Consider the following 13,119-nt stretch of genomic DNA (forward strand, 5'->3'; position numbering starts at 1 on the left):
GCGGAGGGGGCGGCGCGGCGGCGACCGCGGCGACGGCCAGGGCGGCGGCGAGGTCGACCCGGCCCGCCGACCCGGGCATGGGCCGGGCGGTGGACAGCAGCCGCTCGCGCACCTGCCCCGGCGGGACCTGCGCCGCGCGCAGCATCGCGGCGCCGGCGGAGACGATGGGGGTGGCGAAGGACGTGCCGTCGGCGCGGGCGTACCCGTGGCCGGTGTGGGTGGAGATGATGTCCACACCGGGCGCGAACAAGGTCCGCGCGTCGCGGTTGGAGTGCCGCCACACCGCGTCGCCGCGGTCGCTCGCGCCCACGACGATCACCGGCACCGACGGCGCGTAGGGGGTCGAGCCGCGTCCCTCGTTGCCGGAGGCGGCCACGACGACCGCCCCGGCGGCGTGCGCCTCGGTGATGGCCGCCTCGACGTCACTGCCGATGATCCCGCTCGCGTTCGGGACGAGCCCGGGCGCCTCGGCGAGGCTGAGGTTGATGACCTGCGCGCCGTTGCGGGCCGCCCAGCGGATGCCCTCGGCGACGTCGGCGGAGTTGCCCGTGCCGCCCGCGTCGAGCACCCGCACCGGCATGATCCGCGCTCCCGGGGCGACGCCGGTCCCGCCCACGCCGTTGCCGGCGATCGCGGCGATGACCCCGGCGACGAGGGTGCCGTGGCCGTTGGGGTCCTCGGGAGGCGTCCCCCGCTCGACGAGGTCGATGCCGGGAGCGATGCGCCCCGCGAGGTCGGGATGGGTCGCGTCGACGCCCGTGTCGACCACCGCCACGACCACGCCCGCGCCCTGGTTGCTCGCCCACGCGTCGAACACGCCGACCTGGGTGAGGTGCCACTGCTCGCCGACAAGGGGGTCCCCGGGAGGCGCCACCGCCGCCAGGGCGAGCGTGGACAGCAGCACGAGGGCCCAGGTCAACACACGATGCATGCGGAGAAGCATGACAGTACGGCGCGCGGCTCGCACCTGTGCGCAGGCAAAACCCCTGCCGACCGGGAAGGGTGTTGACGCTGCGCCGGGTGCGGGGGGATCATGGCCCCGGTCGCGTGGGGGTGGGCAGGGAGGCTCGTGGAGACGGCAGGGCCGCATCGACGCAACCCGGTCACGCCGCGGCAACGCGCCCGCGACTGGTCGGGGGACCGGCCGCTGCTGCACCTCGTGTTCCCGCGTTGGCAGCCGCTCGGGCTGCACCGCGTCTGGGGTCATCGCATGCCGCCCATGGCGCTGCTCGTCCTCGCCGCGGTGGCGCGCCGCAGCGGGTGGCGGGTCCGCCTCGTGGACCGCAACGTCAAGGGTCATGCCACCGAGTCGGGCGACGAGCGCCCGGACCTCGCCGCAATCACCGTGTGGACGCCGCTAGCCGGGGACGCCTACCGCATCGCCGACGCGTACCGGCGGCGGGGCGTCCCCGTGGTCCTCGGCGGGGTGCACCCGTCTCTTCTGCCGACGGAGGCCCTCCGGCACGCCGACGCGGTCGTGTCGGGCGAGGCCGAGTCGGTCCTGCCCACGGTGCTCGCCGACGCGGCGGCCGGTCGCCTGGGTCGCCTCTACCAGGGCACGTGGGGTTCGATGGACGACACCCCGACGGTCCACGAGTGGGCCGACCTCCTGCGGGCCTGGCCGATCAGCCGCTACGTGCCCCTCAACACGCTGCAGACGACGCGGGGCTGCCGCTTCAACTGCGACTTCTGCTCGGTGATCCGCATCAACGGTCAGGCGTCGCGCCACCGCGATCCCGATGTCGTCGTCGATGAGCTTCGGGTGCTGAAGCGGGTCGGTCAGCGCGTCGGTGACTTCACCTACGTGTTCTTCCTCGACGACGACCTCGCCGCCGACCGAGCCTACATGGGCGAGCTCTGCGAGGCGATCCTGCGCTCGGGCGTGCGGGTGACGTGGGGAACGCAGGGGTCGCTCGTCGTGGCCCGCGACGAGGAGCTGCTCGACCTCGCCGCGCGCAGCGGCATGCGTGCGTTGTTCACCGGCTTCGAGAGCGTCTCCCCCGGCAGCCTCCGCGAGGCGAAGAAGCAGCGCAACCGTCCCGGGGAGTACGGCGAGCTCGTCACCCGCCTGCACCGTCGCGGGATCGGGGTCGAGGGCGGGTTCATCTTCGGCTTCGACCACGACCCTCCGACGGTGTTCACCGAGACCGCCGAGCTCGCCGACCGCATCGGCGTCGACGCCGCGCACTTCTCGCTGCTCACGCCCTACCCCGGGACGCACACGTTCGCCCGGTTCCTCGCCGAAGACCGCATCACCAGCTTCGACTGGTCGTGCTACGACCTCTACCACGCGGTCATCACCCCCGCCCGGATGAGCCGCGAGCAGCTCGAGCAGGGGCTGTGGACGGCGTACCGCGTGTTCTACTCCGGTCGGCGCAGCGTCCGCAGGCTCGCCCGCGAGCTGCCGCGACGGGCACCCTCGTTAACGCTGTTCGCCGGGCTCACACTCGCCGACTACGCCCGCCACTACCGGCGCTCCACTCCCCCGCCCCCGGCGCGTGCGCACCCCACCGCACCCGAGGACGTCGCCCGCCTCGCCGCCGTGAGCGCCGCCCCGGCGCGCGAGACCCTGACGCTCGCCTACCGCGACGCGACAGAGCCCTGAGCGCTGTCGGGGACCGGGGTCGTCAGACGACGACGACGAGCGAGTCGCGGTGGATGAGCGCGCGGGCGTACGCGGCCCCGAGCTCGGCGGTGACTGCCGCGGTCGAGCGCCCGAGGAGGCGCTCGACGTCCGCGCGGCCGTAGCTCACGAGCCCACGGGCGACCACCCGCCGGTCGGGGCCGACGACGTCGACGGGATCGCCGGGGGCGAAGTCGCCGTCGGCGGCGACGACGCCGGCGGCGAGCAGGGACTTGTTGCCGTCGACGAGCGCCTTCACCGCGCCCTCGTCGACGACCACCGACCCTTGGGGCGCGGTCGCGAACGCGATCCACAGCTTGCGGCTCTCGGGCCGGCGCGAGCTCGGCGGGAACCACGTGCCGACATGCGCGCCGGCGACGACCTCGCGCACGACGCCGGGGCGCCGCGCGTTCGCGATGACCGCGTGCGCGGCGCTGAACGTCGCGATGCGCACCGCCTCGAGCTTGCTCGCCATCCCGCCGCTGCCGACGTCGGAGCCCGTACCGCCGAACAGCCGCGGGTCGAGCGACGACAGGTCGTCGACGCGGCCGAGGACCGGCAGGTCCGCGACCTCGGACGGGTCCCCGTCGAGCAACCCGTCGACGTCGGAGAGCAGCACGAGCACGTCCGCGCCGAGCATGCTCGCAGCGAGCGCGGCGAGGCGGTCGTTGTCGCCGAAGCGCAGCTCGTCGGTGGCCACGGTGTCGTTCTCGTTCACGATCGGCACCGCCCCGAGCTCGAGGAGCTTCTCGAACGTCTGGCGGGCGTTGAGGTAGCGCGCGCGCTGGACGATGTCGCCGGGGGTGAGCAGCACCTGCCCGCAGACCATGCCGTGCACGGCGAAGGACTGCTGGTAGGTGTGCACGAGGATGCCCTGCCCGACGCTCGCCGCGGCCTGCAGCCCGGGAAGGTCGGTCGGCCGGCGCAGCAACCCGAGGGGGCGCAGGCCGGCCGCGACCGCCCCGCTCGACACGAGCACCACCTCGGTGCCCTTGCCGCTCACGGCGACGATCTGGGCGACGAGGTCGGCGACGAGGTCGCGGTCGAGCCCCCCGGCGCGGTCCCGCAGGCTCGAGGAGCCGACCTTGACGACGACGCGGTCCGGTCGGGGGAAGCGGGGCCCGGTCACGCGCCGGCCTCGCCGTCCGTGGCCTGCGGGGCCCCCGGAGGCTCGTCGGGTTCGGGCAGGTCGGGCTCGAAGGCGAACACCGCCCCGGCGATCTCCACGTCGTCGCCCCGCCTCGCCCCCGCCTGTGTCAGCGCGCGCTCGACCCCGGCCCGCACGAGCCTTCCCTGCAGGTGGCGGACCGCCTCGGGGTTGTCGAGGTCGGTCATGACCACCCAGCGCTCGACGCGCTCCCCGCTCACCCGGAAGCCGTCCCGGGTCCGTTCGACCGTGAAGCCCTCCCCCGCCCGCCGGCCGGCGGGCCGCAGCACCGGCCGGCCGGCCGGCGCACCCGGCCCGGCCTCCTGGCGCTCCGCCCGCGCGAGGCGCACGAGCGCGGCGAGACGGTGACGCAACGCGTCGAGGCCCTCGCCGGTCACGGCGCTGCCCGCGAGCACCTCCCAGCCGGCCGCCTCGAGGTCGGGCCGGACGATCTCTGCGGTGTCCCGGTCGGCGTCGACCTTGTTGAGCCACAAGAGCGCGGGCCGCTCCACGAGGTCTGGCTGGTACGCGGCCAGCTCGCCGACGATGGTCTCGAGGTCCTCGCGGGGGTCGCGCTGCTCGTAGCTCGCGCAGTCGAGGACGTGGACGAGCACGCCGGCGCGCTCGACGTGGCGGAGGAACTCGTGGCCGAGCCCCCGCCCCACGCTCGCACCCTCGACGAGCCCCGGCACGTCGGCGATGACGTAGTCGATCTCGTCGTCGTTGACGACGCCGAGGTTGGGCGCGAGCGTCGTGAACGGGTAGTCGGCGATCTTCGGCTTGGCGGCGGACAGCCGGGCGATGAGCGAGGACTTGCCGGCGTTGGGGAAGCCGACGAGCGCGACGTCGGCGGCGAGCTTGAGCTCGAGTACGAGCCAGCGCTCCCCAGCCGGCTCGCCGAGCTCGTGGAAGCGCGGGCCCCGCCGCTGCGCGCTCTTGAAGGCGGCGTTGCCCCGGCCGCCCCGCCCCCCGGCCACCGCGACGACCTCGTCGCCGGGCCGCACGAGGTCACCGAGGAACGTCCCGTCGGCGTCGCGCACGACCGTGCCCACCGGCACGCGAAGGACGACGTCCTCGCCGTCGGCCCCTCGGCGCTGATCCCCCTCGCCGTGGCGGCCGTGGCCCGCCTTGCGGTGCGGGCGGTGGTGGTAGTCGACGAGGGTCGCCACGTCGAGGGAGGCCCGGAGCACCACCGACCCGCCGTGACCCCCGTCCCCGCCGTCGGGGCGCCCCTTCGGCTCGAAGGGCTGGCGGGCGAACGACGTCACCCCGTCCCCGCCCCGGCCCCCGGCGACGTGGATCTTGACCTGGTCGACGAACGCGCTCATCGCCGCCAGCCTAGTCCGGCGGGTAGCCCCCCCGGGGCGGGCGCTAGCCGAGTGCCTGCTCGACGTCGGCGACGAGATCCTCCGGGTCCTCGATCCCGACGGACAGGCGCACGAGGTCGTCGGGGACGGCCACCGGTGAGTCGGCCGTTGACAGATGCGTCATCCGCCCGGGGTGCTCGACGAGCGACTCCACGCCCCCGAGGGACTCGGCGAGGGCGAACACCCGGAAGCGCGCGCAGGCCTTCACCGCGGCGTCGGCGTCGGCCATGCGGAACGACACCATCCCGCCGAAGTCGCGCATCTGCCGAGCGGCCGCAGCGTGGCCGGGGTGCCCGGGCAGGCCGGGGTAGAGCACGCTCGTCACGGACGGGTGCTCGACGAGGGCGTGGACGACGGCGCGCGCGCCGGCGCAGTGGGCGCGCATCCGCACCGCGAGCGTCTTCACGCCCCGCAGGGTGAGCCAGGCGTCCCACGGCCCCGGCACACCTCCGATGGCGTTCTGCAGGAACCCGATCCGCTCGGCGAGCGCGTCGTCGTCGAGCAGGACCGCGCCGCCGACGACGTCGCTGTGCCCCCCGAGGTACTTCGTCGTGGAGTGCACGACGACGTCGGCGCCCAGACTGAGCGGCTGCTGGAGGTAGGGGGTGGCGAAGGTGTTGTCGACGACGACGAGGGCCCCCCGCTCGTGCGCGAACCCGGCGAGCTCGGCGATGTCGAAGACCGTGAGCAGCGGGTTGGTGGGGCTCTCGATCCAGAGCATCCGGGTCGTGTCGCGCCAGGCTGCGGCGACGGCGTGGAGGTCGCCGAGGTCGGCCGTGTCGAAGAACAGGCCCCAGGGCGCGTGGACCTTCGCGAACTGGCGGTAGGTGCCCCCGTAGACGTCGTCGGCGAGCACGACGTGGTCGCCGGGCGTGAGCGTGCGCAGGACCGCGTCGCTCGCCGCGAGACCGGAGGCGAACGCGTAGCCGTGCGCCGCTCGCTCCAGGGAGGCGAGCGCCGCCTGCAGCGCGTCGCGGGTCGGGTTGCCGCTGCGGGCGTACTCGTAGCCGGAGTGTCGGCCGACCTCGGCCTGCACGAACGTGGACGTCTGGTAGACCGGGACGGCGACCGCCCCGGTCAGCGGGTCGGGGTCCTGGCCGGCGTGGATCGCCCGCGTCGAGAACCCCGCGTCGTCCCAGGCGCTCATGTCCGCTCGCTGTTCATCAGGAAGTCTAGGACGTCGGCGCGGGTGAGCACCCCGACAGGCAGCGGGCCCTCGCAGACGAGCACCGCCGGGGCGCGGGCCGTCAGCACCGCCATCGCGTGGTCGACGGTGTCGCGGGAGTCGATCATGGGCAGCGGGTCGTCCATCACCTCGCCGACGGTCTTCTCGAGCACGCTCGTGTCCCGGTAGGCGCGGTCGAGCAGGCCGCGCTCGGCGATGCTGCCGAGCACGTCGTCGCGTGACTCCAGCCGGTCGCGCTTGACGACCGGCATTTGGCTCACGCCGTAGCGGTGCAGGGTGGCGATCGCCTCGCGGACCGACTCGTCGGGGTGGACGTGGACGATGGCGGGCAGATCCCCGGTGCGTGCGGCGACGACCTCGGCGACCCGCGCGGCGGCGCCGCGCTTGTCGACGAAGCCGTTGGCGGCCATCCACTCGTCGTTGAAGACCTTCGACAGGTAGTTGCGCCCGCTGTCGGGCAGCAGCACGACGATCGTCGCGTCCTCGGGGTAGCCGGCCGCCACCTGCAGCGCCGCCCACGCCGCGAGGCCGCCGGACCCGCCGACGAGCATGCCTTCCTCGCGTGCGAGCCGGCGGGCGGTGACGAACGAGTCCCGGTCGGTCACGGTGACGTAGCGGTCGACGACGTCAGGGTCGAAGGTGCCGGGGATGAAGTCCTCGCCGACCCCCTCGACGAGGTAGGGCCGGGCCTCGTCACCCGAGTACAGCGACCCCTCGGGGTCGGCGCCGACCACGACGAGGTCGGGGTTGCGCTCCTTGAGGTAGCGCCCCGCCCCGCTGATCGTGCCGCCCGTGCCGACGCCGGCGACGAACACCTCGATCCTGCCGCCGGTCTGCTGCCAGAGCTCCGGCCCGGTCGAGCGGTAGTGGGCCTCGGGGTTCGCCGGGTTCCAGTACTGGTTGGGCTGGAAACCCCCGGGGATCTCCTCGGCGAGACGGTCGGCGGTCCGGTAGTAGCTGCGCGGGTCGTCGGGCTCGACCGCGGTCGGGCACACGACGACCTCGGCGCCGTAGGCGCGCAGGAGGTTGATCTTCTCCTGGCTCATCTTGTCGGGCATGACGAACACGCAGCGGTAACCCCGCCGGGCGGCGACGATCGCAAGACCCGCACCGGTGTTGCCGCTCGTCGGCTCGACGATCGTCCCGCCGGGCCGCAGGTGACCCGCGCGCTCAGCGGCCTCGATCATCGCGAGGCCGATGCGGTCCTTGACGCTGCCGCCGGGGTTCAGGTACTCGACCTTGGCCACGAGCGTCGGCGACACACCGGCGCTGAACCGCGGCATGCGGACCAGGGGGGTGTCCCCGACGAGGTCCACGAGCGAGTCGACGATCATGCGCTCCCCTCGGGCTCGGTGTGGGCGCAGCGTAGCCGAAGGGCCGCCGCACCCGCTGCGGGCCTCAGCAGGCAGCGAGACGTGCGCTCACCCGATCGGCGACGGGGGCGACCGCCGCGACGGAGCGAGGGGTCGGCGCGAGCACGGGGTAGGCGACGACGGGGCGCCCGGCGTCCACGACGACCACCCGGTCGGCGAACAGCGTGGCGAGCGTGACATCGTCGACGGCCACGACGGTGGTCAGCCCGAGGTCGGACAGGCCCGCGAGGTCGGCGATGGCGAGCGCGCGGGCCGGGGCGTTCGCCGCGGAGAACGGGTCGGTGACCGCGAGCGCCTTCACGCCGACGCGGGCGGCCTGCACGGCCTGGATGCGCACGGTGCCGCCGGCCGCCGCCACCTCCCCGTCGAGACGGACGCAGGCGTCGAGCCCCTCGGCGAGCTCCTCGACGAGCGCGGCGCTGCCGTCGCCCACCATGGCGAGCGTCTCGCCCGCGAGCACGTTGAGGCCCGGCACGCAGGCGGCGTAGCGGTGCACCCGCTCACCGCTCCACGTGCGCAGCACGAGCTCGTCGGGCGTCAGGCCGAACCGCCTCACGACTGGTTCCGGGGTCCCGCACGTCGTCATGGCCCGATGATCGGGCACGGTCGCTGACCCCTCAACAGGAGGAACAGTGAGAACCGGCCGTCCGCCGCCGAGAGGCAGTGCGAACAGGGTTTACTCGGCGAGCACCTCGGCGAACTTGCGTTTGCCCGAGCTGCGGAACGACACCCTGCCGTCGATCAGCGCGAACAGCGTGTCGTCGCCGCCGCGGCCCACGTTCTCGCCGGGGTGGATGCGGGTGCCGCGCTGGCGGACGATGATCGTGCCGGCGGTGACCACCTGGCCCCCGTAGCGCTTCACCCCGAGCATCTTCGGGTTCGAGTCACGCCCGTTGCTGGTGGAGCCGCCGCCCTTCTTGTGTGCCATCGTGTCGTCTCCTCGACTACGCGGTGATGTCGTCGACCCGGATCCGGGTCAAGGACTGGCGGTGGCCGGCCTTGCGGCGGTAACGGGTCTTGTTGCGGTACTTGAAGACGGTGATCTTGTTCCCGCGACGCTGCTCGACGACGCTGGCCCGCACGGTCGCGCCATCGAGGGCGTCGGGGGTCGCCTTGACGCCGCCGTCGTCGTCGACGAGCAGCACGGGCCGCAGGTCGACGCTGCCGTCCTCGCCGGGCTCGACCTTCTCCACGTCGAGGGTGTCCCCGACGCGGACGCGGTACTGCTTGCCGCCCGTGGCGATCACGGCGTACATCGTGGCTCCTGCCGAGTGCGGGCTCGGGGCGCCGCGGACCGGGGGTCGGGGCGCGTCGACGAGCGAAATAAAGGTGCGCCTCGGCGCACCGCCTGGGAAGTGTAGGGTGCCCCCAATGCCCTGTCAATCAGCGCCCGGGCGGGTGCGCCTCACCGACCAGGCCCTCGTCGCGGTGGCCGCCGCACGGCAGGCCGGCGCTCACCACGGCAGGCATCCCACCGCCGCCGACATGCTCGTCGGCCTCGCCGCGGAGCCCGACGGCTGTGCCGGCGCCCTGCTGCGGACCCTGCCGAGTGCGGCGCTCGGCCTCGTCGAGCGGACGCGGACCACGCCGGCGCGGCTTCCCGGCCTCGAGGCGGTCGTGGGCCGCGCGGCCCGCCGGCAGGGCGCGCGGGCGGTGTCGACGGCCGACCTGCTCGCCGCGCTCCTCGAGGCGGGGGGCCCGGACGTGACCGACCTGCTCGACGCCTGCGGGTATGACGCCCGGGCGCTGTACCGGGCCGTCACCGGCGACCCGGCGGCCGCGCACGAGACGTTCGGCCTCGGCTCGGACCCGGACCTGTCCGTCGATGCGGCGTTCGCCGTCGCCCGCGTGCGCGCCACGGGCGGAGGAGCCGTCGACCTGCTCCTCGCCATCGCCTCGACGGGGGGTTCGCAGTCCGTGCTGCCAGGAGGCGAAGAGGAACTTGCCGGGAGGCTCGCCGGCCTCTGGGAGGACGGCGAGCCCGCGCGCACGGGGCCGGACTGGGACCTCGGCCTCGAGGCGGTCCTCGCCGCGGCTCGGGCTATGGTCGCGCCGCCGATCGACGCGCTCGACCTCGTCCGCGCCGCGCTCCTCGCCGGCGGCCAGGGGCCCGGCCGGCTGCTCGAGAACGCCCAGCCCCCCCAGCCCCGCGCCTCGCGGAGCCCCCAGCCGCCCAGCGAACGGGGGACCGCGTGAGCGCGACGATCGACGGGTTGGCCGCACGGGCCATAACCGCCGAGGAGTACGCGGCGTTCGCCACGGCGGTCGAGACGGCCTTCGGCGAGGACGCCCAACCCGAGGACGTGGCGCTCTGGCGCGACATCACCGAGCTCGACCGGACGGTCGCGGTCTTCGACACGGGGCAGATCGTCGCCACGGGCACCGTCGACAGCCTCGAGCTGACCGTCCCCGGCGGTGACGCGGTCGCGATGGCCGGGGTCACCGCGATCGGCGTGCTGCCCACGCACCGCCGGCGCGGCCTGCTCAGGGGGATGATGCGGTGGCTGCTCGACGGGGCGCACGAGCGCGGGGAACCGGTCGCGGGGCTCTGGGCGTCCGAGGCGTCCATCTACGGGCGCTTCGGCTTCGGCCGAGCCACCTGCGGGCTGCACCTAACCGTCGACACGCGCCGGGCCGCCTTCACCGATCGGGTCGCGCTGCGCGGCCGCACCCGCCTGCTCGACGGCGACGCGGCCGAGGACCTGCTGCCCCGTGTCTACGAGCGCGCACGGCCTGGCCTGGCCGGCATGCTGTCGCGGTCACCGGCGCGCTGGCGGTGGGTGCGCCACGACCCCGACCACCTCCGGGACGGCGCGAGCCGCCGGTTCGCCGTCGCCTACGGTGACCGCGGCTACGCGCTCTACCGCATCCGCGACCACGAGACGCCCACCGGGGTCCCCGACGGCACCGTCCTGGTGGAGGAGCTCGTGACCTGCGACGACGAGGCGCTCGCGGGCCTTTGGCGCTACCTGCTCGACCTCGACCTCGTCGCCTCCCTGCAAGCGTACAACCGCCCGGCGGACGACCTTCTCCCTCTGCTCCTCGTCGACCCCCGCCAGGCCGACGCACGGCTCGTCGACCGGCTGTGGGTCCGGCTCCTCGACGTGCCCGCGGCGCTCACCGCGCGCGGCTACGCGACGGACGGCAGCATCGTGCTCGCGGTCCACGACGCGTTCTGCCCCTGGACGACGGGCACCTACCTGCTCGAGATCCGCGGCGGCACGGCGCGCTGCGCGCCGACCGCCCAGGACCCCGAGATCTCCGTGGGCGCCGCCGAGCTCGGGGCCGTCTACCTCGGGGGCGTCCCCCTCTCCCAGCTCGCCCGGGCCGGACGCGCCACCGAGCACCGCGCGGGTGCGCTCGCCCGCGCCGACGCACTCCTCCTCACCACCCGAGCCCCGTGGTGCCCCTTCGTATTCTGACCACCGAGCCCCCGCAGCGGACGCGACCGAGCACCGAGCAACCTCACACGATCGAGTCCACGATCACCGCGCCCCGGCCCTCGCAGCAGTCGCAGACGGTCGTGAAGTTCTCCGTCAGCCCCTGCGAGACGTTCTTGCGGGTCATCTGCACGAGGCCGAGCTTCGAGATCTCCATGACCCGGGACTTCGTCTTGTCGCGGGCGAGCTCGCGCTTGAACCGCTTCAGCACCTCGTCACGGTTGGCCGGGACGAGCATGTCGACGAAGTCGATGACGATGATGCCGCCCATGTCGCGCAGGCGGAGCTGGCGGGCGATCTCCTCGGCGGCCTCGAGGTTGTTGCGCAGGACGGTTTCCTCGAGGTTCGACTTGCCGACGAACTTGCCGGTGTTCACGTCGATGATCCACATCGCCTCGGTCTTCTCGACGATGAGGTAGCCGCCCGAGGCGAGCCACACCTTCTTCTCGAGCGCGCGGCGGATCTGGTTCGTCACCTCGTAGTCGTCGAAGAGCGGCCCGGTGTGGACCGAGACCCGGTCGACGAGCTCGGGGCTCACGTCGGACAGGTAGGCGCGCACGCGGTCGCCGAGCTCGGGGTGGTCGACGATGAGGTCGGTGTACTCGACGCCGAACACGTCGCGGATCACGCGGATGACGAGGTCGGGCTCCTCGTAGACCGGTTCGAGAGGCTGGGCGGACCCCGCCCGCTTCTCCACGCCCGCCCAGATGCGCACGAGGCGTTCGACGTCGTCGGCGAGCTGCTGCTGCGTCGCCCCCTCGGCTGCCGTGCGCACGATCAGCCCGAAGCCGTCGGGCTTCACGTCCTTCAGGATCGTGCGGAGCCGGTCGCGCTCGCCGTCGGTGAGCTTGCGGGAGATGCCGAGCATGCCCTCGCCGGGCGCGAGGACGCAGTAGCGGCCGGCGATCGACAGGTGCTGGGTGAGGCGGGCGCCCTTCGTGCCCATGGGGTCCTTCGTGACCTGGACGAGCACGGTCTGACCCGGCCGCAGCGTCTGCTCGATGCGGGGCAGCTCCCCGTCGAGGTCCGCCTCGTCGTAGTGCACCTCGCCGGCGTAGAGCACCCCGTTGCGGCCCTTGCCGATGTCGACGAAGGCGGCCTCCATGCCGGGCAGGACGTTCTGCACGCGTCCGAGGTAGATGTTGCCGACGTAGGAGACGTCCTGGTGGCGGGTCACGTAGTGCTCGACGAGGTCGCGCTCCTCGAGGACGGCGATCTGCGTGCGCTCCTCGCCGACGTGGACGAGCATGCGCCGGGGCGGGCCCTCGGTGATCGCTCGGCGCGTCTCCTCGCTCACCCCTCCGGCCGGGCGGGGCCGGCGCGACTCGCGTCCCTGGCGGGACCGGCCACCGCGGGCCTGCAGCCGTGTGGACTCGCCGGCGGGGGCCTCGTCGCGGTCGGCCTCGGATGGAGCAGCCGGCGTGTCCTCCGCGGGCACCTCGACCGGCTGGTCCACGGGCGCATCCGTCGGCGCCGGCGCCCCCGCCCGGGCTTCCGGGGCGTCCTCACCGGGCGCAGGCTTCGCGGCGCCCCGCCGGCCGCGTCCGCCTCGGCTGCCGCGGCGGCGGCCCGGACGGGCCGGGGGGGCGGGCGCCGCCGCAGCCTGTGAGGAGGGCGACGCGTCCCGCTCGGGGGCGGGCTCGACGGTCTGGTCCGCGCTGCTGTCGTCGGGGGCTACCCGCCGTCGTCGCCGGCGCAGGATCCGCGGCTCAGCCTCCGCCCGCGCGACGACCGGTGCGGGCTGCGGCGCCGCGGGCTCCGGCTCGGCCGGATGCTCGCGGACGCGGGTTCGGGTGCGGGTCCTCGTGCGGGTGGGGTCGTCTCGGTCAGGGCGTTCTCTGGGCGGTGTCCCGCCGGTCGGGTCGGTCACGGTGACGAGTCCTTGGGTGGTCGCTGCAGGCGCGGTCGGCCACGACAGAACGAGGGCGCGCACGGCGCGTCGTTTCCCAACGACCATGGCAGCCAGCTGACACGGCGCGCAAA

Annotated in this window: 12 protein-coding genes; 3 read left to right on the top strand and 9 right to left on the bottom strand. The window is 74.2% G+C overall.

Going from position 1 to position 13,119, the window contains the following annotated elements; genetic code table 11:
- Window positions 1–919 (bottom strand): S8 family serine peptidase (locus tag VM324_10395; protein HVL99687.1); only part of this gene is annotated, 919 nt, incomplete at its 3' end.
- Window positions 920–1,033: 114 nt separating this feature from the next.
- Here VM324_10395 and VM324_10400 point away from each other — a divergent pair.
- Window positions 1,034–2,605 (top strand): radical SAM protein, encoded by a 1,572-nt coding sequence (locus tag VM324_10400; GenBank protein ID HVL99688.1) that lies wholly within the window; start codon window positions 1,034–1,036, stop codon window positions 2,603–2,605.
- A 22-nt stretch (window positions 2,606–2,627) separates the two neighbouring features.
- Here the strand turns inward: VM324_10400 and proB are convergent, their stop codons facing one another.
- The 7 genes from proB to rplU form a co-directional block, all read right to left on the bottom strand.
- Entirely contained in the window at window positions 2,628–3,752 is a 1,125-nt protein-coding gene (gene proB / locus VM324_10405) for a glutamate 5-kinase (GenBank protein ID HVL99689.1), read from the bottom strand.
- Window positions 3,749–5,098, bottom strand: a complete 1,350-nt coding sequence (obgE, locus tag VM324_10410) for a GTPase ObgE (protein ID HVL99690.1) — start codon at window positions 5,096–5,098, stop codon at window positions 3,749–3,751. The genes proB and obgE overlap by 4 nt, the downstream gene beginning before the upstream one ends.
- Before the next feature lie 43 nt (window positions 5,099–5,141).
- Window positions 5,142–6,284 carry a cystathionine gamma-synthase gene (locus VM324_10415; GenBank protein ID HVL99691.1) on the bottom strand — a complete coding sequence of 381 codons (1,143 nt, stop codon included), beginning with the start codon at window positions 6,282–6,284 and terminating at the stop codon, window positions 5,142–5,144.
- The gene (locus VM324_10420) at window positions 6,281–7,657 is read right to left on the bottom strand and encodes a cystathionine beta-synthase (GenBank protein ID HVL99692.1); all 1,377 of its coding nucleotides are present in this window, start codon (window positions 7,655–7,657) and stop codon (window positions 6,281–6,283) included. The genes VM324_10415 and VM324_10420 overlap by 4 nt, the downstream gene beginning before the upstream one ends.
- Before the next feature lie 64 nt (window positions 7,658–7,721).
- Complete coding sequence (locus tag VM324_10425) at window positions 7,722–8,252, bottom strand: hypothetical protein (GenBank protein ID HVL99693.1); 531 nt, start codon at window positions 8,250–8,252, stop codon at window positions 7,722–7,724.
- Window positions 8,253–8,372: 120 nt separating this feature from the next.
- On the bottom strand, window positions 8,373–8,624 hold the full coding sequence (rpmA, locus tag VM324_10430) for a 50S ribosomal protein L27 (protein HVL99694.1): 252 nt from the start codon (window positions 8,622–8,624) through the stop codon (window positions 8,373–8,375).
- A 16-nt stretch (window positions 8,625–8,640) separates the two neighbouring features.
- Entirely contained in the window at window positions 8,641–8,952 is a 312-nt protein-coding gene (gene rplU / locus VM324_10435; protein ID HVL99695.1) for a 50S ribosomal protein L21, read from the bottom strand.
- 115 nt (window positions 8,953–9,067) lie between these two features.
- Here rplU and VM324_10440 point away from each other — a divergent pair, with 115 nt between their 5' ends.
- The gene (locus VM324_10440; protein ID HVL99696.1) at window positions 9,068–9,892 is read left to right on the top strand and encodes a hypothetical protein; all 825 of its coding nucleotides are present in this window, start codon (window positions 9,068–9,070) and stop codon (window positions 9,890–9,892) included.
- Window positions 9,889–11,118 carry a GNAT family N-acetyltransferase gene (locus tag VM324_10445; protein ID HVL99697.1) on the top strand — a complete coding sequence of 410 codons (1,230 nt, stop codon included), beginning with the start codon at window positions 9,889–9,891 and terminating at the stop codon, window positions 11,116–11,118. The genes VM324_10440 and VM324_10445 overlap by 4 nt, the downstream gene beginning before the upstream one ends.
- A gap of 43 nt (window positions 11,119–11,161) precedes the next feature.
- On the opposite strand, the gene VM324_10450 is transcribed toward VM324_10445, so the two are convergent.
- Window positions 11,162–12,592: an Rne/Rng family ribonuclease gene (locus VM324_10450; GenBank protein HVL99698.1), complete on the bottom strand. Its 1,431-nt coding sequence runs from the start codon at window positions 12,590–12,592 to the stop codon at window positions 11,162–11,164.
- Window positions 12,593–13,119 lie beyond the last annotated feature (527 nt).

This window comes from Egibacteraceae bacterium, assembly GCA_035540635.1.
Lineage (GTDB): Bacteria > Actinomycetota > Nitriliruptoria > Euzebyales > Egibacteraceae > DATLGH01.

Bases quoted from the DNA above. Each gene is read 5' to 3' on its own strand.
- rplU (HVL99695.1), bottom strand. From the start codon at position 8,952: ATGTACGCCGTGATCGCCACGGGCGGCAAGCAGTACCGCGTCCGCGTC.
- VM324_10440 (HVL99696.1), top strand. From the start codon at position 9,068: ATGCCCTGTCAATCAGCGCCCGGGCGGGTGCGCCTCACCGACCAGGCC.
- obgE (HVL99690.1), bottom strand. From the start codon at position 5,098: ATGAGCGCGTTCGTCGACCAGGTCAAGATCCACGTCGCCGGGGGCCGG.
- VM324_10420 (HVL99692.1), bottom strand. From the start codon at position 7,657: ATGATCGTCGACTCGCTCGTGGACCTCGTCGGGGACACCCCCCTGGTC.
- rpmA (HVL99694.1), bottom strand. From the start codon at position 8,624: ATGGCACACAAGAAGGGCGGCGGCTCCACCAGCAACGGGCGTGACTCG.
- VM324_10400 (HVL99688.1), top strand. From the start codon at position 1,034: ATGGCCCCGGTCGCGTGGGGGTGGGCAGGGAGGCTCGTGGAGACGGCA.
- VM324_10415 (HVL99691.1), bottom strand. From the start codon at position 6,284: ATGAGCGCCTGGGACGACGCGGGGTTCTCGACGCGGGCGATCCACGCC.